The 21,834-nt window shown below is 65.1% G+C and carries 27 protein-coding genes; 17 read left to right on the forward strand and 10 right to left on the reverse strand.

The features are described from left to right. Positions 1-118: 118 nt before the first annotated feature. A complete protein-coding gene (locus tag HU772_RS02675) occupies positions 119-931 on the forward strand; it encodes a helix-turn-helix domain-containing protein (protein ID WP_186662803.1) in 813 nt (270 codons plus the stop codon). Positions 932-1,189: 258 nt separating this feature from the next. Here the strand turns inward: HU772_RS02675 and HU772_RS02680 are convergent, their stop codons facing one another. Then, positions 1,190-2,029: an alpha/beta hydrolase gene (locus HU772_RS02680; RefSeq protein ID WP_186662804.1), complete on the reverse strand. Its 840-nt coding sequence runs from the start codon at positions 2,027-2,029 to the stop codon at positions 1,190-1,192. A 180-nt stretch (positions 2,030-2,209) separates the two neighbouring features. Here HU772_RS02680 and HU772_RS02685 point away from each other — a divergent pair, with 180 nt between their 5' ends. The 3 genes from HU772_RS02685 (at position 2,210) to HU772_RS02695 (ending at position 5,351) form a co-directional block, all read left to right on the forward strand. Beyond that, positions 2,210-3,094 carry a sugar nucleotide-binding protein gene (locus HU772_RS02685; protein WP_186662806.1) on the forward strand — a complete coding sequence of 295 codons (885 nt, stop codon included), beginning with the start codon at positions 2,210-2,212 and terminating at the stop codon, positions 3,092-3,094. Next, the gene (locus tag HU772_RS02690) at positions 3,087-4,019 is read left to right on the forward strand and encodes an NAD-dependent epimerase/dehydratase family protein (RefSeq protein WP_186662805.1); all 933 of its coding nucleotides are present in this window, start codon (positions 3,087-3,089) and stop codon (positions 4,017-4,019) included. Before HU772_RS02685 ends, HU772_RS02690 begins: the two co-directional genes overlap by 8 nt. Positions 4,020-4,379: 360 nt before the next feature. After that, complete coding sequence (locus HU772_RS02695) at positions 4,380-5,351, forward strand: IS110 family RNA-guided transposase (protein ID WP_217858722.1); 972 nt, start codon at positions 4,380-4,382, stop codon at positions 5,349-5,351. Positions 5,352-5,392: 41 nt separating this feature from the next. On the opposite strand, the gene HU772_RS02700 is transcribed toward HU772_RS02695, so the two are convergent. Then, complete coding sequence (locus tag HU772_RS02700; protein ID WP_186657393.1) at positions 5,393-5,833, reverse strand: winged helix-turn-helix transcriptional regulator; 441 nt, start codon at positions 5,831-5,833, stop codon at positions 5,393-5,395. A 98-nt stretch (positions 5,834-5,931) separates the two neighbouring features. Here HU772_RS02700 and HU772_RS02705 point away from each other — a divergent pair, with 98 nt between their 5' ends. Further along, positions 5,932-7,122: an MFS transporter gene (locus HU772_RS02705; RefSeq protein WP_186657392.1), complete on the forward strand. Its 1,191-nt coding sequence runs from the start codon at positions 5,932-5,934 to the stop codon at positions 7,120-7,122. Between the two features lie 27 nt (positions 7,123-7,149). Here HU772_RS02705 and HU772_RS02710 read toward each other — a convergent pair whose 3' ends face one another. The 5 genes from HU772_RS02710 to HU772_RS02730 all read right to left on the reverse strand — a co-directional run bounded on the left by HU772_RS02710 (position 7,150) and on the right by HU772_RS02730 (position 11,091). Then, positions 7,150-7,833 (reverse strand): OmpW/AlkL family protein, encoded by a 684-nt coding sequence (locus HU772_RS02710; RefSeq protein ID WP_186657388.1) that lies wholly within the window; start codon positions 7,831-7,833, stop codon positions 7,150-7,152. A gap of 109 nt (positions 7,834-7,942) precedes the next feature. After that, positions 7,943-8,434: a DUF3299 domain-containing protein gene (locus HU772_RS02715; RefSeq protein ID WP_186657386.1), complete on the reverse strand. Its 492-nt coding sequence runs from the start codon at positions 8,432-8,434 to the stop codon at positions 7,943-7,945. A gap of 138 nt (positions 8,435-8,572) precedes the next feature. Further along, positions 8,573-9,838 (reverse strand): ABC transporter permease, encoded by a 1,266-nt coding sequence (locus HU772_RS02720; protein WP_186657383.1) that lies wholly within the window; start codon positions 9,836-9,838, stop codon positions 8,573-8,575. Continuing rightward, a complete protein-coding gene (locus tag HU772_RS02725) occupies positions 9,838-10,548 on the reverse strand; it encodes an ABC transporter ATP-binding protein (RefSeq protein ID WP_186657380.1) in 711 nt (236 codons plus the stop codon). The genes HU772_RS02720 and HU772_RS02725 overlap by 1 nt, the downstream gene beginning before the upstream one ends. Next, the gene (locus tag HU772_RS02730; RefSeq protein WP_186657377.1) at positions 10,549-11,091 is read right to left on the reverse strand and encodes a DUF2796 domain-containing protein; all 543 of its coding nucleotides are present in this window, start codon (positions 11,089-11,091) and stop codon (positions 10,549-10,551) included. Positions 11,092-11,226: 135 nt separating this feature from the next. On the opposite strand from HU772_RS02730, the gene HU772_RS02735 reads away from it, so the two are divergent. After that, a complete protein-coding gene (locus tag HU772_RS02735) occupies positions 11,227-11,571 on the forward strand; it encodes a hypothetical protein (RefSeq protein WP_186657375.1) in 345 nt (114 codons plus the stop codon). Between the two features lie 105 nt (positions 11,572-11,676). Here HU772_RS02735 and trxA read toward each other — a convergent pair whose 3' ends face one another. From trxA to HU772_RS02750, 3 genes are read right to left on the reverse strand one after another with little or no spacing between them, the layout of a single operon-like run. Further along, the gene (gene trxA, locus HU772_RS02740; protein WP_186657373.1) at positions 11,677-12,564 is read right to left on the reverse strand and encodes a thioredoxin; all 888 of its coding nucleotides are present in this window, start codon (positions 12,562-12,564) and stop codon (positions 11,677-11,679) included. A 29-nt stretch (positions 12,565-12,593) separates the two neighbouring features. Then, on the reverse strand, positions 12,594-13,253 hold the full coding sequence (locus HU772_RS02745; protein WP_186657369.1) for a class I SAM-dependent methyltransferase: 660 nt from the start codon (positions 13,251-13,253) through the stop codon (positions 12,594-12,596). After that, the gene (locus HU772_RS02750) at positions 13,254-13,706 is read right to left on the reverse strand and encodes a YbaY family lipoprotein (RefSeq protein ID WP_186657366.1); all 453 of its coding nucleotides are present in this window, start codon (positions 13,704-13,706) and stop codon (positions 13,254-13,256) included. A gap of 105 nt (positions 13,707-13,811) precedes the next feature. Between HU772_RS02750 and nrdR the strand changes: the two genes are divergently transcribed. From nrdR to HU772_RS02805, 11 genes are all read left to right on the forward strand, one after another. Further along, the gene (gene nrdR / locus HU772_RS02755; RefSeq protein WP_009685710.1) at positions 13,812-14,276 is read left to right on the forward strand and encodes a transcriptional regulator NrdR; all 465 of its coding nucleotides are present in this window, start codon (positions 13,812-13,814) and stop codon (positions 14,274-14,276) included. A gap of 2 nt (positions 14,277-14,278) precedes the next feature. Continuing rightward, entirely contained in the window at positions 14,279-15,406 is a 1,128-nt protein-coding gene (ribD, locus tag HU772_RS02760) for a bifunctional diaminohydroxyphosphoribosylaminopyrimidine deaminase/5-amino-6-(5-phosphoribosylamino)uracil reductase RibD (RefSeq protein WP_186657365.1), read from the forward strand. 42 nt (positions 15,407-15,448) lie between these two features. Beyond that, positions 15,449-16,114, forward strand: coding sequence for a riboflavin synthase (locus HU772_RS02765; protein WP_186657363.1), 666 nt, complete (start codon positions 15,449-15,451; stop codon positions 16,112-16,114). Between the two features lie 18 nt (positions 16,115-16,132). After that, positions 16,133-17,224: a bifunctional 3,4-dihydroxy-2-butanone-4-phosphate synthase/GTP cyclohydrolase II gene (gene ribBA, locus HU772_RS02770; protein ID WP_186657361.1), complete on the forward strand. Its 1,092-nt coding sequence runs from the start codon at positions 16,133-16,135 to the stop codon at positions 17,222-17,224. A 91-nt stretch (positions 17,225-17,315) separates the two neighbouring features. Next, a complete protein-coding gene (gene ribH, locus HU772_RS02775) occupies positions 17,316-17,792 on the forward strand; it encodes a 6,7-dimethyl-8-ribityllumazine synthase (RefSeq protein ID WP_103448796.1) in 477 nt (158 codons plus the stop codon). Next, positions 17,789-18,289 carry a transcription antitermination factor NusB gene (gene nusB, locus HU772_RS02780; protein WP_186657359.1) on the forward strand — a complete coding sequence of 167 codons (501 nt, stop codon included), beginning with the start codon at positions 17,789-17,791 and terminating at the stop codon, positions 18,287-18,289. The genes ribH and nusB overlap by 4 nt, the downstream gene beginning before the upstream one ends. Positions 18,290-18,307: 18 nt before the next feature. Then, positions 18,308-19,264 carry a thiamine-phosphate kinase gene (thiL, locus tag HU772_RS02785; RefSeq protein WP_186657357.1) on the forward strand — a complete coding sequence of 319 codons (957 nt, stop codon included), beginning with the start codon at positions 18,308-18,310 and terminating at the stop codon, positions 19,262-19,264. Next, on the forward strand, positions 19,261-19,764 hold the full coding sequence (locus HU772_RS02790) for a phosphatidylglycerophosphatase A family protein (protein ID WP_023632630.1): 504 nt from the start codon (positions 19,261-19,263) through the stop codon (positions 19,762-19,764). The genes thiL and HU772_RS02790 overlap by 4 nt, the downstream gene beginning before the upstream one ends. A 16-nt stretch (positions 19,765-19,780) precedes the next feature. Further along, positions 19,781-20,524, forward strand: a complete 744-nt coding sequence (locus HU772_RS02795; protein WP_186657355.1) for a substrate-binding periplasmic protein — start codon at positions 19,781-19,783, stop codon at positions 20,522-20,524. 275 nt (positions 20,525-20,799) lie between these two features. Further along, complete coding sequence (ribA, locus tag HU772_RS02800) at positions 20,800-21,417, forward strand: GTP cyclohydrolase II (protein WP_167659496.1); 618 nt, start codon at positions 20,800-20,802, stop codon at positions 21,415-21,417. Next, positions 21,414-21,833, forward strand: coding sequence for an MFS transporter (locus tag HU772_RS02805; RefSeq protein WP_186657352.1), 420 nt, complete (start codon positions 21,414-21,416; stop codon positions 21,831-21,833). Before ribA ends, HU772_RS02805 begins: the two co-directional genes overlap by 4 nt. Position 21,834: the final 1 nt, after the last annotated feature.

Genomic DNA, 21,834 nt, shown 5'->3' on the forward strand with positions numbered 1-21,834 from the left:
ATTCATTGGGGGCGCATGGTTGGCCATGACAACTATGGTTACAATTTCGCGTGTTGCTCCGTTTTGGTGCGACTTGATGCTAGACTGGCATCACTCGCATCATCTGGACCCGCGTATCATGGGCGATCAATTCGCTATCAACCTCAAATTGGCCTGCAGCCACTACCGCTCTATCTCAGAGGTTTGCCGGCAGCTGTCGATCAACCGGGCTCAATTCAACAAGTACTTGAGCGGCCAGAGCCGGCCGACGGCGTACAACCTCAAGCGCATTGGCGACTTCTTCGGCGTCGAGGATTACGAACTGGGCCTGCCGCCCGAACAGTTCGCCCGCCTGATCGGCGCGCGCAATCCCGAGCAGCGTGCCAGTCAGCAGGACGACCCGATCAGCGAGCTGTTCAAGCCACTGCATAAAGAAGCTGGCAACCTGTCGCGTTATTGCGGTTACTACTTCGAGTATTCCAACTGCATGTCGGTGCCTGGGTCGATCCTGGTGTCGCTGGTGCACCTGTGGGAAGAGCGCGGCAGTTTCCTGTTCGAGCGCCAGGAGCGGCAGGAGCGCGGCATCGGTAACGATCAGCACGCCGAAGTGCGCTGCCGTTACCTGGGCGCGGCGTTCCAGTTGCAGGACCGGATGTTCCTGATCGACTACGAGTCGCTGACCCTGAACGAGATGAGCCAGACCATTCTCATCCCCAGCTTCAAGAGCCGGATCAGCCGGCTCAATGGCCTCAAGACTGGCGTGTCGAGTGGTGACCGGCGCAACCCGGCCTGCACTCGGGTGGTGTGGGAGTACCTGGGGGAAGAGATCAATCGCATCAATGCCTTCCGCCAGATAAAACTGTACCGGCCGGATGACCCTCGGATCGACGACGATATCCGCGACCGCCTGAGTGCGGGCATGGTCAGCAACGGCTTGTTCGAGATCGAGTAGGCGCATCAATGTGAGCGGATTTACCGGGGCGCTGAAACGCCGCGAAGCCAATGATGCGTTGGCTGGCACCGGCTGCGCCGGTGTTCGCGGGCAAGCCCGCTCCCACAGGGATCGCTCCGACCTCAAGCCATGCGCTACGCCTGTGGGAGCGGGTTTCCCCGCGAAGCAAGCGCGCCAGTGTTCGCGGCTGAAGCCGCTCCCACAGGGATCGCATCAGATCGAGGTGAGGGGTAAGGGCAGTGGCGGCGATATTCCTGTTCAATCGAGCATGAACGCCGCCACCGCCGCGGCCACCTGATCCGCCACCTCCGGCCGCTCGCGCAAGTGCGCGGCAATGCCGTGGTCGCAGTCGGTCAGCATCAGGCATTCCACATGGGGTGCCGGTACCGAGCGCAGCAGTGTATGGGTGACTTCTTCCGGGATCGGACTGTATCGCTCAACACCCGCTAGTCGTCGGGTTCCCGCCGAAGTACCCGGCCCCTGGCCATGCACTTTCGAGTTGAGCCCGTCGTATTCGCCAATCACCAACAGTACCCGGCCCTGGAACTGGCGCAGGAACCCATAGCTGTCGCAATCGAGGAAGGCGAATGGCTTGCGGATGGCCGCCGTGAACGCCGGGCCGAACGGCGCGGTGTGGGCCGCGTCGGGGTAGACCGCCGGGCAGATCAGCACCAGCTTGCGCACCTGTGGCCGTTGGGCCGCCAGCTTGAGCGCGAGGGCGCCGCCCAGGCTATGGCCGATCACGGTGTCGCTGCGGTCGTCGAGGTGCTGGTGAAAACGCAGGGCCTCCTGCAGGTTGCTGGCCAGCGAGGCATCCTTGGCCCCTGGTTCGCTCGCCTGGCTGTGCCCGGACAGGTTGCCTGCAAGTGTGCCGATGCCCTGTTGCTGCAAGCGATACAGCAGTGGGTTGAGGCGGGTGAAGTCCGAGCGCGCGCCGCCGATGACGAATGCGGCTGGTGCACGTTCAGGCGCTGCCAGCAGCAGGCGCGCCTGTTGGCGGTAGCCGTCGAAACCTTCCTCGATGAACCGTTCGGCACCGGGGGCGGGCTCGTTGTATTGCCAGTGATCGCGTTGCGGGAGGATCGACTCGTTGTCCATGCGCGTCTCCTAGAACATCCAGGACGCAGTATAAGTAGCTGGTGACAAAGGCGGAACAGTGCAAAGGGGAGGGCAAATCGACGCGCAGAGGGCGGATTGCCGGGCCTGCGTTGGACTTCCCCTGTAGGAAACAGCAAAATGGCCGCTTCCTCCTTCGACCTGAGCGGACCTGTTGACTCTATGCGTATGCGCCTGATGCTGTTGGGTGGTGGCAATGCCCTCGGGCAAGCGCTGATTCGCCTCGGAGCCGAGGAAGACATCGCCTTCCTGGCGCCGCGTCCGCCGGAGCACGGCTGGGACCCGGCCAGCCTGACCCTGTTGCTCGACGAGCAGCGTCCCGACGCGGTGATCAACCTCGCCTACTACTTCGACTGGTTCCAGGCCGAGGGAGTCAGTGAACAGCGCCTGGAGCAGCAGGAGCGCGCGGTGGAGCGGCTTGCCGAGCTGTGCCAGCACCACGAAATGATCCTGGTGCAGCCGTCCAGCTATCGGGTATTCGATGGCTCGCGCGCCACGGCCTACAGCGAGAAGGACGAGCCGGTGCCGCTTGGCCTGCGCGGCCAGGCACTTTGGCGCATCGAGCAGAGCGTGCGCGCCACTTGCCCGCAGCACGTGCTGCTGCGTTTCGGCTGGCTGCTGGATGAAAGCCTCGATGGCGCCCTCGGCCGCTTCCTGACCCGTGCCGAGCAACCCCAGGAACTGCTGTTGGCCGATGACCGGCGTGGCAATCCGACGCCGGTGGACGACGCTGCGCGGGTGATCCTCTCGGTGCTCAAGCAGCTCGATTGCCAGGCGCCGCTGTGGGGCACCTACCATTACGCCGGCAACGAGGCCACCACGCCGCTGGCGCTGGGCCAGGCGATCCTCGCCGAGGCCGGGCAGTGGCGCAAGCTGGCGGTGCAGGCGCCGACCGCCCAGGCCCACGCCGCGCGTCCGGACGCCAGCGAAGAGCCGCAGCACGCGGTGCTGGCCTGCAAGAAGATCCTTCACACCTTCGGCATCAAGCCGCGTGCCTGGCGCGCCGGTTTGTCGCCCCTACTGGACCGTTTCTACCGACATGGCTGACGCCCCCATCCTGATCACCGGCGGTGCCGGCTTCATTGGCTCCCACCTGTGCGATGCGCTGCTGGATAAAGGCTACGCGGTACGCGTGCTCGACGACCTGTCGACCGGTAAACGCGACAACCTGCAACTGGGCCACCCACGCCTGGAACTGCTCGAGGGCGATGTCGCCGACGCGGCATTGGTCGCGCGCGCCGCCGCTGGTTGCCAGGCCGTGGTGCACCTGGCTGCGGTCGCCTCGGTGCAGGCGTCGGTGGAAGATCCGGTCAAGACCCACCAGAGCAACTTCATCGGCACCCTCAACGTCTGTGAAGCCATGCGCTTGAATGGTGTGCGCCGCGTGCTGTTCGCCTCCAGCGCGGCGGTGTACGGCAACAATGGCGAAGGCCAGTCGATTGCCGAGGACACGCCCAAGGCGCCGTTGACCCCCTACGCCGTGGACAAGCTGGCCAGCGAGCAGTACCTGGACTTCTACCGCCGCCAGCATGGGCTGGAGCCGGTGGTGTTCCGCTTCTTCAATATCTTCGGGCCGCGCCAGGACCCATCCTCGCCGTACTCGGGCGTCATCAGCATCTTCTGCGAGCGTGCCGTCAATGGCCGGCCGATCACCGTGTTCGGTGATGGTGAGCAGACTCGTGACTTCCTGTATGTCGGTGACCTGGTGCAGGTGATGATCCAGGCGCTGGAGCAAGACGCAGTGGAAGAGGGCGCGGTAAATATCGGCCTGAACCAGGCGACTTCGCTCAACCAGTTGCTCAAGGCACTGGAGCAGGTGGTCGGCAGCCTGCCGACGGTCAGCCATGGCCCGGCGCGCTCTGGTGATATCCGCCACTCGCGGGCGGACAACGCACGGTTGTTGGCGCGTTTCGCGTTCCCCAAGCCGACACCCTTCGTCGAAGGCCTGGCGCGGCTGCTGGGCAAGGCCTGAGTCTCCAGCGCGGGCTGGAGCGGCCTTGCGCCGCGAAAGGGCTGCAAAGCGGCCCCGGCGACCTGTGCTCAACACTGAATCCTGGGGCTGCTACGCAGCCCTTTCGCGGCGCAAGGCCGCTCCTTGTATCTCGACTTTCGCCTCCCTAGAGGCGAAAGTTCTCGACTGATCATCGAGGGAAGGCCTTGAAGCAGAGCCGCTCCAAGGGCATCAAGCCCGCACTGTAGATAACGCTCTGGTCTTCCAACCCCACTCGACGAGTTCGAACGGTATCTAGTGCCCGCCCCCGGCGTGAGCACGCATTAACAAGGTTGAACTGAGTGTAGGGTGATCGACTTTCGTAGTTTGAAGGAGGAGATCATGTCCGTCTTTGTTGGCGTTGATGTCGCCAAAAAATCTTTCGACATTGCCATCCCGCTCCCCAATGGCAAGATGCGCACCAAAGCCAAGCTGTCCAATGATCCTGGAGGGTTCAGGCAGTTTAGCGACTGGCTTGAGCGCCATGCTGAACCAGGCGCCTGGATTGTTATGGAGGCTACAGGCATCTATCACGAAGCGCTGGCCGAGCACTGTCACAACCAAGGTTATCGGGTGTGCATTCTGAACCCGGCGGTGATTGCGAAATTCGCTGACGTGGAGCTTCGGCGCGTCAAAACAGATAAGGCTGACGCCAAAGTCATTGCTGCCTATGGCCAACAAAAGGCTGTCTCGCTTCGCCAGTGGGAGCCTGAGCCCCCTGCGCAGCGCCGCTTGCGTGCTCTGGTGCGGCGACTGGACGACCTCAAGGAAATGCGCCAGATGGAGCAGAATCGTTTGGATGTCGCACTAGATGCGGTACAGCAGTCGATTCAAGACGTAATCGGGCACATCAACGAAGAGCTGGAAAAGACCAGGAAGGCCATCGAGCAGACGATCGATGATGATCCAGACCTGCGCAAGCGACGTGAGCTGATTACCTCGATTGATGGTTTGGGTGACACCACTGCTACGTTGCTGCTCGCCGAACTGGGCGATCCACTGAAATACCAAAGCCCTTCTGCGATTGTCGCGTTTTCAGGCTTAAACCCAGTGGTGCAGCAATCGGGAGAGTTCATAGGTAAGAGCACTATTTCGCGTACAGGCGCCTCAAGGCTGCGTGCAGGCTTGTGGATGTCAGGCACTGTCTCAATCAGACATAACCCTGTTGTGAAGGAACTGGCAGAGCGGTTGAGCAGCCGGCACAAAGCTTACAAACAGATCGTCTGCGCGGCGATGCGCAAGCTGCTGCACCTGGTTTACGGGGTGGTGAAGTCGGGGATACCGTTTGACCCCAAAATCCCTCTTGCGGGGTGAGGGTCAAGACGGTATCTACAGGGGGCGCGTATGGTCGAGTATCACCCATGCCGCACCACTCGCCGCCGGCAATTCTCCGGGCCCAGCACCCGCCCATCCTTGGCCCTTACCTGTAGCGTCTCCAGGGGTTGTTCGCGATCATCCACCAGCTGCGAGCGTGTCTCTCCCGCCTCGAACAGAAATCGCTCCCCCCACTGACGCAAGCCGACCACGATCGGAAACACCGACCGCCCCTTCTCCGTCAGCACGTATTCCTTGTAGGCACTGCCATCCGAGGCAGGTTGCTGTGCCAGCAGGCCAGCCTCCACCAGCAGCTTCAGCCGCGAGGCGAGGATGTTTTTCGCCAGCCCCAGGTTTTTCTGCAGCTCACTGAAGCGCCGCAGCCCGTCGAAGGAGTCGCGCAGGATCATCAGCGCCCAGCGATCGCCGAGTACCTCCAGTGCGCGAGCCACCGGGCATTGTTGATTGTGGTCATCGAGCATCGTCTGTCTCCAGTCAATCTGGTTGCAGATTAAAACTAGTTTTGCTAGAAATCCACTTTGTGGTTTTAAATTGAAACCAGTTTGACGAGGTAGTCCTGATGACCTGCCGTTGCGTGCCCCCTCAATCGCTCAGCCCTGGCCTGACCCTGTTGCTGGCGACAGCTTGCGCCCTGGCCGTTGCCACCGTGTACCTGGCCCAGCCGTTGCTGGGCTCGATGGCGGTCAGCTTCGGTATCGACCCCGCCCATGCCGGCCTGGTGGTTGGCGCGACCCAGGCGGGCTACGCCCTGGGCTTGGTGTTGATCGTGCCGCTGGGTGATCTGTTCGACCGCCGTCGTCTGATCCTCGGCCAACTGCTGCTGGCGGCCATGGCCTTGCTGGCCGTGGCGCTGGCCGCGCAGTGGGCGATGCTGCTCGGTGCCGTGGCCCTGGTCGGGCTGGTGGCGGTAGTCGTGCAGGTGCTGGTGGCGCATGCCGCCACCCTGGCCAGCCCGGCGCAGCAAGGCCAGGCCGTGGGCACAGTCACCAGCGGCGTGGTGCTGGGGATCCTGCTGGCCCGCTTGATCTCGGGGCTGGTGGCCGACTGGCTGGGCTGGCGCAGTGTCTACTTCGGCGCCGCCGCGCTGACGTTGCTGATGGTCGGGCTACTGGCCTGGCAGCTTCCCGCCGCTCGGTCGCAGGGCCGACGGCAAGGGTACTGGACGCTGCTGGGCTCGGTGTTTGACCTGTACCGACACGACCGGCTGTTGCGCCAGCGTGGCTTGCTCGCGTTGCTGGTGTTTGCCGCTTTCAGTGTGCTCTGGAGCGCGATGGTGCTGCCGTTGAGCGGCGCACCGCTGGCCCTTGATCACACCCAGGTCGGCCTGTTCGGCCTGGCCGGGGTCGCTGGCGCCCTGGCGGCGTCGAGGGCCGGGCGTCTGGCCGACCAGGGGCAGGGGCGGCGCACCACTGGCCTGGCGTTGGGGTTGCTGACGGGGTCATGGCTGCCGACTGCGTTTCTCGAGCAATCGCTGGTGGCACTGGTGATCGGCGTGGTGTTGCTCGACTTGGCGGTGCAGGCGGTGCATGTCACCAACCAGAGCCTGCTGTTGGCAGGACGACCCGAGCGGGCCAGCCGCTTGATCGGCGCTTACATGTGCTGCTATTCGCTGGGCAGTGGACTGGGCGCCGTGGCGGCGACCTGGGTGTACGGGCAGTGGGGATGGCCGGCGGTGTGCGGGCTGGGGGCGGGGATCAGTGCCTTGGCCTGGGGCTGCTGGTGGTTTCAGCAGCCCCATGGACGCCAGTAGGGTGGGCGTCCATGGGCAGGCGTTGAATCAGAACTTGTAGCCGATACCGACCATGTAGACCCAGGGGTCTACATCCACATCGACCTTGGTCTTGCCGACGCCCAGGGCGCTTGGGCCGTTGATGCTGGCCTTGGTGTCGATGTCGACGTACCAGACCGCGGCGTTGACCAGCAGTTTGTCGGTGATCATGTAGTCCATGCCCAACTGGCCGGCGAAGCCGATCGAGTCCTGCAGTTTCATGTTGCTGAAGCCCTGCTGCTTGCGGGTGCTGCTCAGCTCTTCATCGAAGAACAGGGTGTAGTTGATACCCACGCCAGCGTAGGGCTGGAACTTCGAGGACGGCTCCATCGGGTAGTACTGCAGCGACAAGGTCGGTGGCAGTTGCTTGATGTCGGCCAGCTTGCCATCCAGGCCAGGGCCAAGGCCCTTGACGCCTACGGTGTGCTTGAACGGCGTGGCGGCCAGCAGCTCGAGGCCGATATGATCGGTGAGCATGTAGGCGAAGGCCAGGCCCAGCTGGGTGTCGCTGTCCAGGGTTGCCTTGGTGCCCGAGACCTTGGCGCCGTCGAGCTTGATGTCGCCGCTGTTTTCGTTTGGCGCGGTGGTGATGGCGCCGGCACGGAGGATGAAATCCCCCGCCTGGTGGGCGTGGGCAACAGGGGCTGCAAGCGCCAACGCGACGAGCGAGGCACCGAGCAAGGACTTGTTCATGGAAGCTCCCAGAGGACGTGAGTAATCGAGTAGTCCAATGGTACGAAGCTGACTAAACAGAAAGTTTGACCCAGCTCAACGAAGCCGCGCTATCGGGGTGACGCAGTGCTCACTTTAACTCATAAGCGTAGATTTTTTCTGCTTCCATCTGGTAGCCGGCATCCGCCAGTTCGCTGCTGCTGGCCTTGACCTGCAGCGTGCCCTCGATCCAGTAGGGCTGGTACAGGTCTTCGATGCGCACGCCCATCTCGCTGAAGATGTGCACGATCTGGTTCGAGGGTGGCGGTGGCACGTGGATGCAGGCGCCGTAGTAAGGCACCAGGAGGAACTCGGTGGTACGGCCTTCGTCACTCACCTCCAGCGGCACGATGTAGCCGGGGATTTTCACCGCCTGGCCGTCCAGGGCCTTCACCACCGGAGCGTTGGGCGCTTGCTGGCGCGCGGCGGGTGCCGCCTCGGCCGACAGTGCGTCGCTGATCTGCGACAGGTCGTGCAGGGGCGTGAGCTGCGGTGGAATGATCGGGGCACCCTCGGGGATCAGGGCGGGCCAGTCCAGTTCGCGAGGCTCGGCGGCCCAGAGCGGCAACGAAGCCATGAGCATGATCGTGAGCAGGGCATACCGAACGATCGGTGTTGCCTTCTTCGCGGGTGAACCCGCTCCTACAGGAGGCGAGGCGATCCCTGTGGGAGCGGGTTTACCCGCGAAGAGGGCGGTAAGGTCTAGGGTCATGTCTGTCTCTTAAAGATGAATCGACAAACCATCGGCCAATGACTGCCGGTAGGCGCGCCAGGCCGGCACGCTGCCCATCAGCAGCGCCGCGCCGAGGATGATCGCCAGCAGCGTCCATTCGTGGGCGCTGGGCCATGCCAGAGGCAGATACAGCCCGTAGTTGGCCTGCACATAGCCCTGGGCCAGGGCTATGCCCGCATACAGCAGCCCCAGCCCGGCAGCGACGCCGGCCAAGGCCAGGGCCAGCGCCTCGAGCACCAGCAGCCCGGCGATATGCCAGGGTCGCGCGCCCACCGAGCGCAGGATGGCCATTTCCCGGCGGCGTTCGTTGAGGCTGGTGAGGATCGCCGTGAGCATGCCGATCAAGCCGGTCAGCACAACGAACAGCGATACCACGAACAACGCCTGTTCGGCGGTGCCCATCAGGCTCCACAGCTCCTGCAGGGCCACGCCCGGCAGGATTGCCAGCAAGGGCTCGCCACGGAACTCGTTGATTTCGCGTTGCAGGCTGAAGGTGGCGATCTTGTTGTTCAGGCCGAGCATGAAGGCAGTGATGGCCGTGGGTTGCAGGTCCATGGTGCGCGCCTGCTCGGCGCTGATGCGCCCGGCGCCGCGGGCCGGCACGCCGTTGTGCCAGTCGATGTGGATCGCTTCCATGCCGCCCAGGCTGATGTGCAAGGTGCGGTCCACCGGGGTGCCGGTGCGCTTGAGCACGCCGACCACGGTGAAGGGCTTGTCGTCGTGCTTGACCAGGCTGATGGCGGCGACACCATGGGCCAGCACCAACCGATCGCCGAGCTTGTAGTGCAGCGCCTCGGCGACTTCGGCGCCCAGCACTACCTCGAAGGGGTCGTCGGCGAACGGACGGCCCTGGCTCAGTTCAAGGTGCTGACGGCGACCGTACTGGTAATGGCTGAAGTAGTCGCCGGTGGTGCCCATCACCCGGTAGCCGCGGTGCGAGTCGCCCAGTGAGATGGGGATCGCCCACTTCACCCGGGGATCCTGGGCGTAATGCTGGTAGCTGTCCCAACGGATATTGTTGGTGGCATTGCCGATGCGGAACACCGAGTACAGCAACAGGTTCACCGAGCCCGAGCGCGCGCCGACGATCAGGTCGGTGCCGCTGATGGTGCTGGCGAAGCTGGCGCGGGCCTCAGTGCGCACGCGTTCCACCGCCAGCAGCAGGCACACCGACAAGGCGATGGCGAATGCGGTGAGCAGGGCGGTGAAGCGGCGGTTGGCCAGGCTGGCCAGGGCAAGGCGGAACAGGTACATCAGGCCTCCCGAGGCGTGGCGGCGCGGTTGAGTTCGGCCAGGGACAGGTGGCGGTCGAACAATGGCGCCAGGCTCTGGTCGTGGCTGACGAACAGCAGGCTGGCACCGGCCGCCCGGCATTCGTCGAACAGCAGGCGGATAAAGGCCTCGCGGTTATCGGCATCGAGCGCCGAGGTGGGCTCGTCGGCGATCACCAGCTCCGGCTGGCCGATCAGCGCGCGAGCGGCGGCTACCCGTTGCTGTTGGCCGATCGACAGGCTGTCGGCGCGGCGTGCGAGCAACGCCGGATCATCCAGGCCAAGGTGGGCCAGCAACTGGGCGGCGGCCCGGTCGATACTGCCATGGCGTTGGCCGGCCCGTGTCGCCCGGCTTTTCGAGAAGCGACAAGGCAGCTCGACGTTCTCGCGCACCGAGAGAAACGGCAGCAGGTTGAACTGCTGGAAAATGTAGCCGGTATGATCGACCCGGAAGCGGTCGCGCGCACCCTGGCCCAAGCTCGCCAAGTCCTGGCCGAGCAGGTGGATGCTGCCCTGGCCTGGGCGGTTGACGCCGCCGAGCAGGCCCAGCAGGGTAGTCTTGCCACTGCCGCTGGGGCCCTTGAGGAACAGCGCTTCGCCGGCCTCCAGGCGCAGTGCCGGAATATCCAGCAGCGGCGCCTGGTCGGGCCAGGCGAACACCAGGTCACGCAGTTCGATCAGCGCCTGGCTCATTCAGAAGTCGACCACGGCCTTGGCGGGCGTTGCATCCAGGCCTTTCTGGCCGTTCGGGCCGATCAGTTGCACAGTGATCTTCTGGGTTTGCGGGAAGGTCTTGAAAAACGGTGCGAGGTCGATGCGGGTGAGCTTGTCGGGGTTGGCGCAGGTCAGTTGGTAGTGGGCGTCGACGTCGGCGTGCTGATGGCCGTGGGCTTGCTTGGCGCTGGCCTCGAACAGTGGGCTCTCCAGTTCCTGGTTTTCTTCCGTGCAACCGGCGGCCTGGTCCAGGCCGAACAGCTTCAGCGGTTGTTCCAGCTGCTGGCGGGCAGCGTTGACCTTGGTTTTGTCGGCATCGGTGCTGGCCGCGTGCTCGAAGCCCACCAGGTTCATCGCCGGGCTATCCAGCCCCAATTCGAGGGTGTTGCCGTCGAGCACCACGTTGAGCTTGGCCACGCCGTGCTCGTGGGCGCCGAGGCTATCGTGATCATGGTCGTCGTGGGCATGGGCCACGGCCAGGGGCAGCAGGGCGAAGGGCAGGGCGAGCAACAGACGACGCATGGGCGACTCCACAGGCGGCTTGGATTGATTTGGTAATGTTATAACAACTTTTATTTGCGCCGCCAGCCTGCCTGGCGCAGGTTTCATGTTCGTGGGAGCATGGCTGCATTCAAGCCCGGGATCGAGGAAAACAGCGTGAGAATTCGTGGACAGATCGGTGACTGGCCGGTGGACCTGACTATCGAGCTGGCGCCTGATGAGTGGGCGCAGCTTGGGCATCGGCTGGCGGCGCCGGCCGTGGTCGAGGCCGTTCAGGCCAGCGCCGGTCCGGCGCCGCGCCAGGATGATGGGCAGTGGCTGGCCGCGCGCGAGGTACTGCGCCAGGCGGGGCACATGAGTGGGCCGGAGTTGCTGGAGCGTCTGGAAGGGCTGGCGGGCAGCGTCGCGGCAGGCAAGCGATTGCTGGTGCGCTTGCGCCACAGCAGCGAGGTGAAGGTGCAAAGTGGCGTGGATGCGCCGGTGTATCACTGGGTGGGATGAGGGGCCGCTGTGCGGCCCTTTCGCGGCACAAGGCCGCTACAGGGGGCGGCCGTCTGTAGGAGCGGCCTTCTGCCGCGAAAGGGCTGCAAAGCAGCCCCAACAACCTCAGAACAGCGCAGCGGACAGCTTGCGACGGTACACGCCGACCAGCGGATGCTCGTTGCCGAGCAGTTCGAACACCTGCAGCAAGGCTTTCTGCGGCAAGCCATTCTCATAACCGCGATTGCGCTGGAACAGCTTCAGCAGCCCGTCCAGCGCCGCTTCATATTGCTGGCGCGCCAACTGCTGGATGCACAGCTGGTAGGCGGCTTCATCGTCCTGCGGGTTCTGCGCCAGGCGGCTTTTCAGCTCGGCGGCTTCCGGTAGCGTGGCGGCCTGGCGCAGGAAGGTCAGCTGGGCCTTGGCGCCGGCCAGGGCGGCCTTGTGCTCGTCGGTCTTGACCGCGTCCAGCACCACCTGGGCCTCGCCCAGTTCACCGCGCTCGGCCAGGCAGCGGGCATACAGAATCAGTGCCTCGGCGTTGCTGTTGTCTTCACCCAGCAGCACCTGCAGCAGGGCTTCGGCTTCGCTGAAGCGGCTTTCGGCGAACAGCGCCTTGGCCTGTTCCAGCGGCGCGGCGACAGGCGCGGCGGGCATCTGCACGTGGGGCTCGAGCATGGCACGGATGGCTGATTCGGGCTGGGCGCCGGCAAAGCCGTCGACTGGCTGGCCGTCCTTGAACAGCACCACGGTCGGCAGGCTGCGGATGCCGAACTGGGCCACCACCTGCTGCTCGACGTCGCAGTTGATCTTGGCCAGCAGCAGCTCGCCCTGGTAGCCCTCGGCGATCTTCGCCAGCAGCGGCATCAGCGCCTTGCATGGCGCGCACCACTCGGCCCAGAAGTCCACCAGCACCGGCTTGTGGAAGGAGTTCTCGATGACCAGCTGCTGGAAGGTGGCATCTGTGGCATCGAAGATGTACGGCAGGCTTGTGTTAACAGGGACTTGGCTCATCGTGACTCTCGCAAACGTGAATGCCCCCACTATAAAGGCTCGCGACTGGCGTGGTACAGGCTGACCCGGCGGAATTCGTGCGGCTCGGCCAGGTCCGGCAGGGTCAGTGCCTCGAGCACCCCGAGCGGGCGATATAGCGGGTGGCTGAAGTCGCGGACCCGCGAATCGGCGACCAGTGCCTCGCGGCCGCGGCTGAGAAACGCGTCCAGCAGCGGCAGGTTGGCGCGGTCGTACAGCACATCGGCCACCAGGATCAGGTCGAAGCGGTCGGCCTCGGCGAAGAAATCGCGGCTATAGCCCAGTTCGACACCGTTGAGCGCCGCATTGGCGCGGCAGGCGTCGAGGGCCAGCGGGTCGAGGTCGCAGGCCACCACCTCCCGCGCGCCGGCATGGGCGGCGGCGATCCCGGCAATGCCCGAGCCGGCGCCGAAATCCAGCACCCGCTTGCCGCGCACCCACTGCGGCTGCTGCGCCAGGTAGCGCGCCATGGCCAGGCCGCTGGCCCAGCAGAAGCTCCAGTAGGGCGGCTCTTCGAGGATGCGCCGGGTTTCTTCGCTGCTGAACGCCCGGTCCATGTTCTGATCGTCGATCAGCCAAAGCTTCAGCTCGCAGTCGGGCAGTTCGCTGACCACCAGCCGCGCTTCGCCGATCAGGCTGCCGAGGGCCTGTTGCAGGGCGTGCGGCGCCATTTATGGCGCCTTTTCGAAGCGCAGCGGGCCGGTGGCCTGGGTCTGGGCCTGGGCAATGCGCACTGGCTGCAGGTGCAGGATCAACTGGCCGGAGCGGCTGGCGCGGCCACGCAGTTCGACCCGGGCACCGGCGGGGAAGGCCTCGGGGTTGAAGCGCAATTGGTAGGGCAGGGCCTGGCCGGTGCCGGTCAGATTGCTGCTGGCCAGCAGGCGTTGCGGGCGGCCACGTTCGTCGATGACCAGCAGGGCCAGCTCGACGTCGGCGCCGGCGGGGATGTCCATCAGGGTGCCGCTGAGTTCACGCTGGTAGGCCGGCAGTGGCCCCAGGGGCTGGGCTTTCTTCGCTACTTTGGCCGGCGTGGGCGCTGGAGTCTGTTCGGGCTTGGGCCGGTCGCTGCCGCAGGCGGTGAGCAGGGCGACGCAGCACAGCACGGCGAGCGCTCGATAGTGCATGGGATGATCCTTCACGGGCAGATTTGCATGGATGGTAAACCCTTTGGCTTGTCTTGCCAGTGCAATGCGCTACCATGGCCCTCCCTTTTTTTGTTGCCTGCCACCATGCACTGTCCCTTTTGCGGTGCCAACGACACCAAGGTCATCGACTCGCGGCTGGTCGCCGAGGGCGAACAGGTGCGTCGCCGCCGTGAGTGCGTCGCCTGCGGCGAGCGCTTCACCACCTTTGAAACCGCCGAGCTGGTCCTGCCCCGGCTGATCAAGCAGGACGGTACCCGCCAACCGTTCGACGAAGACAAACTGCGTGCCGGCATGCAGCGCGCGCTGGAAAAGCGCCCGGTCAGCGTCGAGCGCCTGGAAGCGGCGCTGGCGCATATCAAGAGCCGCCTGCGCGCTACCGGCGAGCGCGAGGTGAAGTCGCTGGTGGTCGGCGAGATGGTCATGGCCGAGCTGCGCAAGCTCGATGAAGTCGCCTATATCCGTTTCGCCTCGGTCTACCGGCGCTTCCAGGACCTCGACGAATTCCGCGAAGAAATCGACCGCCTGGCCCGCGAGCCAGCCAAAGAGTAGACATGTCCAGCCAAGCCATTCTCGACGCCCACTACATGGCCCGGGCCGTGGAACTGGCCCGCAAGGGCCTGTACAGCACCCACCCCAATCCGCGCGTAGGCTGTGTGATCGTGCGCGACGGCGAGGTGGTCGGCGAGGGCTGGCACATGCGTGCCGGCGAGCCGCACGCCGAGGTGCATGCCCTGCGCCAGGCCGGTGAGCGCGCCCGTGGCGCCTGCGCCTATGTGACCCTCGAACCCTGCAGCCACCATGGCCGCACGCCGCCGTGCGCCGAGGCGCTGGTCAAGGCCGGCGTGGCGCGGGTGGTGGCGGCCATGCAGGACCCCAATCCGCAGGTGGCTGGCAATGGCCTGCGCCGCCTGCGCGACGCTGGCATCGAGGTCGCCAGCGGTGTGCTCGAGGCCGAGGCTCGCGCGCTCAACCCGGGGTTCCTCAAGCGCATGGAACAGGGCCTGCCGTTCGTGCGCGCCAAGCTGGCCATGAGCCTGGACGGCCGCACTGCCATGGCCAACGGCGAGAGCCAGTGGATCACCGGCCCGGCGGCGCGGGCCGCGGTGCAGCGCTTGCGCGCCCGCTCCAGCGTGGTGCTGAGCAGCGCCGAGAGTGTGCTGTTCGACAAGGCCCGGATGACCGTGCGCGCTGATGAGCTGGGTCTGGATGAGGCATCCACCGCCTTGGCCCTGTCGCGGCCACCGCTGCGCGTGCTGGTCGACGGACGCCTGCGCCTGCCGCTGGATGCGCCGTTCTTCCAGGCCGGGCCGGCGCTGGTGGTTACCGCCGCGAGCGACGATCCGCGCTACGCTGCCGCTGGTCATGAATTGCTGCGCTTGCCCGGCGCGGACGGTCGCGTCGACCTGGCGGCCCTGCTGCAGGCCCTGGCCGCGCGTGGCGTCAACGAAATCCTGCTGGAGGCCGGTGCCGGCCTGGTCGGTGCCTTCGCCCGCCAGGGCCTGGTCGACGAGTACCAGCTGTTCGTCGCTGGCACCTTCCTCGGCTCCGAGGCGCGTCCGCTGCTGGACTGGCCGTTGTCGAAAATGAGCGAGGCACCACGGCTGAAAATCACCGAAATGCGCGCGGTCGGCGATGACTGGCGAGTCACGGCCATCCCCTTGCCGGTCGCCGGCGTATAATGGCTGGCTTGCCGCGCGCAGCCCGTATCTGAGGAGAACACCATGTTCACCGGCATCATCGAATCCATCGGCACCATCCGTAGCCTCACCCCCAAGGGCGGTGACGTGCGCGTCTACGTCGAAACCGGTAAGCTCGACCTGGGCGACGTCAAGCTCGGCGACAGCATCGCCGTCAACGGCGTGTGCCTGACCGCCGTCGAGCTGCCCGGCAACGGCTTCTGGGCCGACGTCAGCGTCGAAACGCTCAAGCGCACCGCCATGGTCGACCTCAAGAGCGGCAGCCGGGTCAACCTGGAAAAGGCCCTGACCCCAACCACCCGCCTGGGCGGCCATCTGGTCAGCGGCCATGTCGACGGCGTCGGCGAGATCGTCGCGCGTGCCGATAACGCCCGCGCCATCCAGTTTCGCGTGCGCGCGCCGAAAGAACTGGCCAAGTACATCGCCCACAAGGGCTCGATCACCGTCGACGGCACCAGCCTGACGGTCAACGAGGTCGACGGCGCCGAATTCGAGCTGACCATCGTCCCGCACACCCTGTCCGAAACCATCATGGCCGACTACCGTCCCGGGCGTCGGGTCAACCTTGAGGTCGATCTGCTGGCCCGCTACCTGGAGCGCCTGCTGTTGGGCGACAAGGCCGCCGAACCAAGCAAGGGCAGTGGCATCACCGAAAGCTTCCTGGCCGCCAACGGCTTCTTGAAATCCTGATTGAGAAGGGGGTGCCGCGTGGCGCTCAACAGCATCGAAGAACTGGTCGAAGACATCCGCCAGGGCAAAATGGTCATCCTCATGGACGACGAAGACCGTGAGAATGAAGGCGACATCATCATGGCCGCCGAGTGCTGCCAGGCCGAGCACATCAACTTCATGGCCAAGCATGGCCGTGGCCTGATCTGCATGCCGATGACCCGCGAGCGCTGCGAAACCCTCAAGCTGCCGCTGATGGCGCCACGCAACGGCTCGGGCTTCGGCACCAAGTTCACCGTGTCGATCGAGGCGGCCGAAGGCGTCACCACCGGCATCTCCGCCGCCGACCGCGCGCGTACCGTGCAGGCCGCCGCGGCCAAGGACGCCAAGGCCGACGACATCGTCAGCCCCGGCCATATCTTCCCGCTGATGGCCCAGCCCGGCGGCACCCTGGCCCGTGCCGGCCACACCGAGGCCGCCTGCGACCTGGCGCGCATGGCTGGTTTCGAGCCGAGCGGAGTGATCTGCGAGGTGATGAACGACGACGGCACCATGTCGCGTCGCGCCGAGCTGGAAGTGTTCGCCGCCGAGCACGGCTTGAAGATCGGCACCATCGCCGACCTGATCCACTACCGCATGATCCACGAACGCACCGTGCAGCGCGTCTCCGAGCAGCCGCTGGACAGCGAGTTGGGCCAGTTCAACCTGGTCACCTACCGCGACGCGGTGGAAGGCGATGTGCACATGGCCCTGACCCTGGGCAAGATCTGCGCCGAGGAGCCGACCCTGGTGCGGGTGCACAACATGGACCCGCTGCGCGACCTGCTGATGGTCAAGCAGCCGGGCCGCTGGAGCCTGCGCGCGGCGATGAGCGCCGTGGCCGAGGCCGGCAGCGGCGTGGTGCTGCTGCTGGGCCACCCGCTGGACGGCGACGTGCTGCTGGCGCACATCCGCGAAAGCGCGGGCGATGCACCGACCAAGACGCCGACCACCTACAGTACCGTTGGCGCGGGTTCGCAGATCCTGCGCGACCTGGGTGTGCGCAAGATGCGCCTGATGAGTTCGCCCATGAAGTTCAATGCGATATCCGGATTCGATCTGGAAGTTGTAGAATACGTGCCCTCCGAGTGACTTGAGGCGGCCTGATCGCCCTCCCGCTCGAGTCCAAACCCTCCCGAGGCCGCCGCAGCGCGGCCTCGCTCTTGAAGATGAGAATATCGGAATGACCCTGAAGACCATCGAAGGTACCTTCATCGCCCCCAAAGGTCGCTATGCTTTGGTGGTTGGCCGCTTCAACAGCTTCGTCGTCGAAAGCCTGGTAAGCGGCGCCGTTGATACCCTGGTACGCCACGGTGTCAGCGAAAGCGACATCACCATCATCCGTGCCCCGGGCGCGTTCGAAATCCCGCTGGTGGCGCAGAAAGTCGCCCAGCAAGGCGAATACAACGCGATCATCGCCCTGGGCGCAGTGATCCGTGGCGGTACCCCGCACTTCGAATACGTGGCGGGTGAATGCACCAAGGGTCTGGCCCAGGTGTCCATGGAGTTCGGTGTACCGGTGGCCTTCGGCGTACTGACCGTCGACTCCATCGAGCAGGCCATCGAGCGCTCCGGCACCAAGGCTGGCAACAAAGGCGGTGAAGCTGCCCTGTCCGCCCTGGAAATGGTCAGCCTGCTGGCGCAGTTGGAGGCCAAGTGATTAGCGACGAAAGCGATCGTTTCAACCCGCGCGATCCAAAACCTGCGGATGCCGGCAAGCCATCGAAGAGCGCCAAGCGTCGCGAAGCCCGCAAGCTCGCCACGCAAGCGCTGTATCAGTGGCACATGGCCAAGCACTCGCTGAACGAAGTGGAAGCGCAGTTCCGGGTCGATAACGATTTCTCCGACGTGGATGGCGCCTACTTCCGCGAGATCCTGCACGGGGTCCCGGCGAAGAAGGTCGAAATCGACGAAGCGCTCAAGCCCTGCCTGGACACCCCGCTGGAAGAGCTCGACCCGGTCGAGTTGTCCGTGCTGCGCCTGTCGGCCTGGGAATTCATGATGCGTGCCGACGTACCGTACCGCGTGGTGATCAACGAAGGTGTGGAACTGGCCAAAGTCTTCGGCGCCACCGACGGGCACAAGTTCGTCAATGGCGTGCTGGACAAGCTGGCGCCGCGCCTGCGTGAAGCGGAAGTCAAGGCGAACAAGCGCTGATCGCAGCGCTGACCAGCCATGGGTGAGTTCGAGCTGATCCGCCATTACTTCGCCGCCGCGCCTTGTGCGCAGGGCGGCGAGGGCGTGGCCCTGGGGATTGGTGACGACTGCGCCCTGCTGGACCTTCCCGCCGGTGAACAGCTGGCGATTTCCACCGACACGCTGGTGGCCGGTGTGCATTTCCCCACTGTCTGTGACCCGCTGCTGCTTGGCCAGCGCTCGCTGGCCGTGGCGGCCAGTGACCTGGCGGCCATGGGCGCCACGGCGATCGGTTTCACCCTGGCCCTGACTTTGCCCGTAGTCGGTCCCGACTGGCTGGCGGCCTATGCCGATGGCCTTGGGCGCATGGCCCAGCGTTGCGGCATGGCGCTGATCGGTGGTGACACCACGCGCGGCCCATTGAGCATCACCGTGACTGTATTCGGCCGTGTGCCGACAGGCCTGGCGCTACGTCGTAGTGGCGCGAGAGTCGGCGACCTGTTGTGCGTAGGGGGCTACCTGGGCAGCGCGGCGGGTGCCTTGCCACTGGTGCTTGGCCAGCGCGAGGCGCCTGCCGAGGTGGCTGCGCCGTTGCTCGAACACTACTGGTCGCCCTTGCCGCAGTTGCACCTGGGCGAGCGCTTGCGCGGCCTGGCCACGGCGGCACTGGATATTTCCGACGGCCTGCTGGCCGATTGCGGGCATATCGCCAAGGCGTCCGGCGTGGCGCTGGAGGTGAACCTGGCGCAAGTCCCCGTGTCTGCTCCTTTGCAGGCATTCCTGGGGCAGGAAGCCGCACAGCATGCGGCACTCACCGGTGGCGACGACTACGTGCTGGCATTCACCCTGCCGGAACGCGCATTGTCTTCCCTGGCCAGCCAGGTGCACGTGATTGGCCGTGTGCTGGCAGGCCAGGGCGTGACCCTGCGGGACCCACAGGGCCGGGACATCACCCCCGTGCAACGGGGCTATCAACATTTTAGGGAGACACCGTGACCGACCACCCCAACCAGGTGCCTGCGGAGTTCGTTCCGCCTTCGGTCTGGCGCAACCCGTGGCACTTCATCGCCTTTGGCTTCGGTTCCGGCACCTTGCCCAAGGCGCCGGGCACCTGGGGCTCGCTGGTGGCGCTGCCGTTCATCCCGTTGTGGCAAATGCTCCCCGACTGGGGCTACTGGCTGCTGCTGGGCATCAGCATGCTGTTCGGCGTGTGGTTGTGCGGCAAAGTGGCGAACGACTTGCGTGTGCACGATCATGAAGGCATCGTCTGGGACGAGATCGTCGGCATGTGGATCACCCTGTGGCTGGTGCCGGAGGGTTGGCAGTGGCTGTTGGCAGGGTTCTTGATGTTCCGTTTCTTCGACATCCTCAAGCCCTGGCCGATCCGCTGGGTCGACCGCCATGTGCATGGCGGCTTCGGCATAATGCTCGACGATATCCTGGCCGGTGTGTTCGCCTGGCTGGGCATGCAGGTGCTGGTGTGGGCGGTGGCCTGATACAGGGAGCGTGGCGATGGGCCTGAGGACTGTAGTGCTGGCATTGATGCTGTACATCGCAGGCCCGGGCGTGATGGCCCAGGAGGCGCCGACACAGGTGCGCCTGGTCAGCGAGGCGTGGATCGACTACACCAACGCCGACGGTACCGGGCTGGCCTGGGACGTGCTGCGCAAGGTGTTCGAACCCGCTGGGGTCAAGGTCGTGGCGCAAAGCGCTCCTTACAGCCGCGCCGTCGGCCTGGTGAAGCGCGGCGAGGCGGACGCCTGGGTTGGTTCGTACAAGGACGAGAACGACGACAACCTCTACCCGCGCTGGTACTTCGACCAGGATCATATCTATGCCCTGGGCCTGGCGGGCAAGCCGGTGCCCACGCGTGAAACCCTGGGCCAGTACCGCCTGGCCTGGGTGCGCGGCTATGACTACGCCAGCTACCTGCCCAATATCCACAATTTCCGCGAGATCCAGCGCCGCGAGGGCATCCTGCCGATGCTCGAGCATGATCGGGTCGACTTCTACATCGATGCGCTGGCCGAGGTCGACTATGTGCTCGGCCAGGCGCCCGACCCCGCGCGCTTGCGCCGTACCCATGTGGCCGAGTTGCCGTTGTACCTGGCGTTCGCCCGCAGCGAGCAGGGCAAGGCCCTGCGCGAGCTGTTCGACCAGCGCATGGAGGTGCTGGTGCGCAGCGGCGAGCTGAAGCCGATCTTCGAGCGTTGGAAGCAGCCGTATCCGTTTACAGCGGATAGTCAGCCGCATTGAGGCTTGTGTCGCTGTTCTTGTAGGAGCGGCCTTGCCGAGGCGTCGGACCGGTCGGAAAGGGCCGCATAGCGGCCCCGGCAATATCAGCTTGATGCGTAGATTTGGGGGGCGCTTCGCACCCCTTTCGCGACACAAGGCCGCTCCTACAGGATTTGGGCACTTCCCATAAGCATCGAACTTTTCGATCTTAAGCCGCGATATTCAGCCTGCGCACCTGTGCCGGGCTGCTGATACAATCGGCCGATCTGAATATTCCTACTTTCCAGGAGCACAACGTGCCCGTCGTCTTTGTTGCCGCCTCTAAACTCCCGACTCCCTTTGCGATCTTCACCATGCATGGCTTCCTCGACGAAGCCACTGGCCGCGAGCACGTGGTGCTCAGCCTGGGTGACATCGCCGATGGCGAGCCGGTGCTGGGGCGCCTGCATTCCGAGTGCCTGACCGGCGACGCGCTGTTCAGCCAGCGCTGCGATTGCGGTTCGCAGCTGGAAGCCGCGTTGCAGGCCATCGCCCGTGAAGGCCGTGGCGTGCTGCTGTACCTGCGCCAGGAAGGCCGTGGCATCGGCCTGCTGAACAAGATCCGCGCCTACGAGCTGCAGGACGGCGGTGCCGACACCGTCGAGGCCAACGAGCGCCTGGGTTTCGCCGCCGACCAGCGCGACTACGGCATGTGCCTGCCAATGCTCGAGCATCTGGGCGTGAAGTCGCTGCGGCTGATGACCAACAACCCGCGCAAGGTCAAGGCGCTCACCGACATGAACATCAAGGTTGCCGAGCGCGTGCCGCTGCACACCGGCCACAACCCGCACAACCGTCTGTACCTGGCCACCAAGGCCGACAAGCTCGGCCACATGATGGGCAACAAGCACCAGGGCGAGGTGCCCCAGGCGTGACCCGGGGCGAGGTGAAGCGTCGGTTGGCCCTGGCCTGGTGGCAGTACCTGGCCGTGGGCCTGGTGCCATTGCCGGTGATGGCCTGGGCGTTCGGCGGCGGCGAGCCGTTGATCCCGGTGCTGGCCATGCCGCTGTTCATCGCCGGGGCCGCGACCATGTTCCTCAGCCTGCCGCGTTTCGGCGCCTACAAACGGACACTGATCGCCACCGACAAGCAACTGGGCACACCGGAAGAACCCGGTGCCTGGATCGAGCTGGCCCGGGTGCGACGCCTGGCCATGTTGTTCGCTTGCTTCCCGGCCTGGGTGGCGGCGTTGTCGGTGTTGGTGGGGCTGGAGGCGGTGCCGCAGATCTTGCTGGCGCTGGCCAGCGTGGTGATCTTGTACCTCTACCGCATTCCGCGTCAGCTGGGCTGAT

The organism is Pseudomonas xantholysinigenes (genome assembly GCF_014268885.2).
Taxonomy (GTDB): Bacteria; Pseudomonadota; Gammaproteobacteria; order Pseudomonadales; family Pseudomonadaceae; genus Aquipseudomonas; species Aquipseudomonas xantholysinigenes.

What these genes read in the sequence shown, in the direction of transcription:
- HU772_RS02675 (WP_186662803.1), top strand. Translation starts at nt 119, where the DNA reads ATGGGCGATCAATTCGCTATCAACCTCAAATTGGCCTGCAGCCACTAC.
- HU772_RS02680 (WP_186662804.1), bottom strand. Translation starts at nt 2,029, where the DNA reads ATGGACAACGAGTCGATCCTCCCGCAACGCGATCACTGGCAATACAAC.
- HU772_RS02685 (WP_186662806.1), top strand. Translation starts at nt 2,210, where the DNA reads ATGCGTATGCGCCTGATGCTGTTGGGTGGTGGCAATGCCCTCGGGCAA.
- HU772_RS02690 (WP_186662805.1), top strand. Translation starts at nt 3,087, where the DNA reads ATGGCTGACGCCCCCATCCTGATCACCGGCGGTGCCGGCTTCATTGGC.
- HU772_RS02695 (WP_217858722.1), top strand. Translation starts at nt 4,380, where the DNA reads ATGTCCGTCTTTGTTGGCGTTGATGTCGCCAAAAAATCTTTCGACATT.
- HU772_RS02700 (WP_186657393.1), bottom strand. Translation starts at nt 5,833, where the DNA reads ATGCTCGATGACCACAATCAACAATGCCCGGTGGCTCGCGCACTGGAG.
- HU772_RS02705 (WP_186657392.1), top strand. Translation starts at nt 5,932, where the DNA reads ATGACCTGCCGTTGCGTGCCCCCTCAATCGCTCAGCCCTGGCCTGACC.
- HU772_RS02710 (WP_186657388.1), bottom strand. Translation starts at nt 7,833, where the DNA reads ATGAACAAGTCCTTGCTCGGTGCCTCGCTCGTCGCGTTGGCGCTTGCA.
- HU772_RS02715 (WP_186657386.1), bottom strand. Translation starts at nt 8,434, where the DNA reads ATGCTCATGGCTTCGTTGCCGCTCTGGGCCGCCGAGCCTCGCGAACTG.
- HU772_RS02720 (WP_186657383.1), bottom strand. Translation starts at nt 9,838, where the DNA reads ATGTACCTGTTCCGCCTTGCCCTGGCCAGCCTGGCCAACCGCCGCTTC.
- HU772_RS02725 (WP_186657380.1), bottom strand. Translation starts at nt 10,548, where the DNA reads ATGAGCCAGGCGCTGATCGAACTGCGTGACCTGGTGTTCGCCTGGCCC.
- HU772_RS02730 (WP_186657377.1), bottom strand. Translation starts at nt 11,091, where the DNA reads ATGCGTCGTCTGTTGCTCGCCCTGCCCTTCGCCCTGCTGCCCCTGGCC.
- trxA (WP_186657373.1), bottom strand. Translation starts at nt 12,564, where the DNA reads ATGAGCCAAGTCCCTGTTAACACAAGCCTGCCGTACATCTTCGATGCC.
- HU772_RS02745 (WP_186657369.1), bottom strand. Translation starts at nt 13,253, where the DNA reads ATGGCGCCGCACGCCCTGCAACAGGCCCTCGGCAGCCTGATCGGCGAA.
- HU772_RS02750 (WP_186657366.1), bottom strand. Translation starts at nt 13,706, where the DNA reads ATGCACTATCGAGCGCTCGCCGTGCTGTGCTGCGTCGCCCTGCTCACC.
- nrdR (WP_009685710.1), top strand. Translation starts at nt 13,812, where the DNA reads ATGCACTGTCCCTTTTGCGGTGCCAACGACACCAAGGTCATCGACTCG.
- ribD (WP_186657365.1), top strand. Translation starts at nt 14,279, where the DNA reads ATGTCCAGCCAAGCCATTCTCGACGCCCACTACATGGCCCGGGCCGTG.
- HU772_RS02765 (WP_186657363.1), top strand. Translation starts at nt 15,449, where the DNA reads ATGTTCACCGGCATCATCGAATCCATCGGCACCATCCGTAGCCTCACC.
- ribH (WP_103448796.1), top strand. Translation starts at nt 17,316, where the DNA reads ATGACCCTGAAGACCATCGAAGGTACCTTCATCGCCCCCAAAGGTCGC.
- thiL (WP_186657357.1), top strand. Translation starts at nt 18,308, where the DNA reads ATGGGTGAGTTCGAGCTGATCCGCCATTACTTCGCCGCCGCGCCTTGT.
- HU772_RS02795 (WP_186657355.1), top strand. Translation starts at nt 19,781, where the DNA reads ATGGGCCTGAGGACTGTAGTGCTGGCATTGATGCTGTACATCGCAGGC.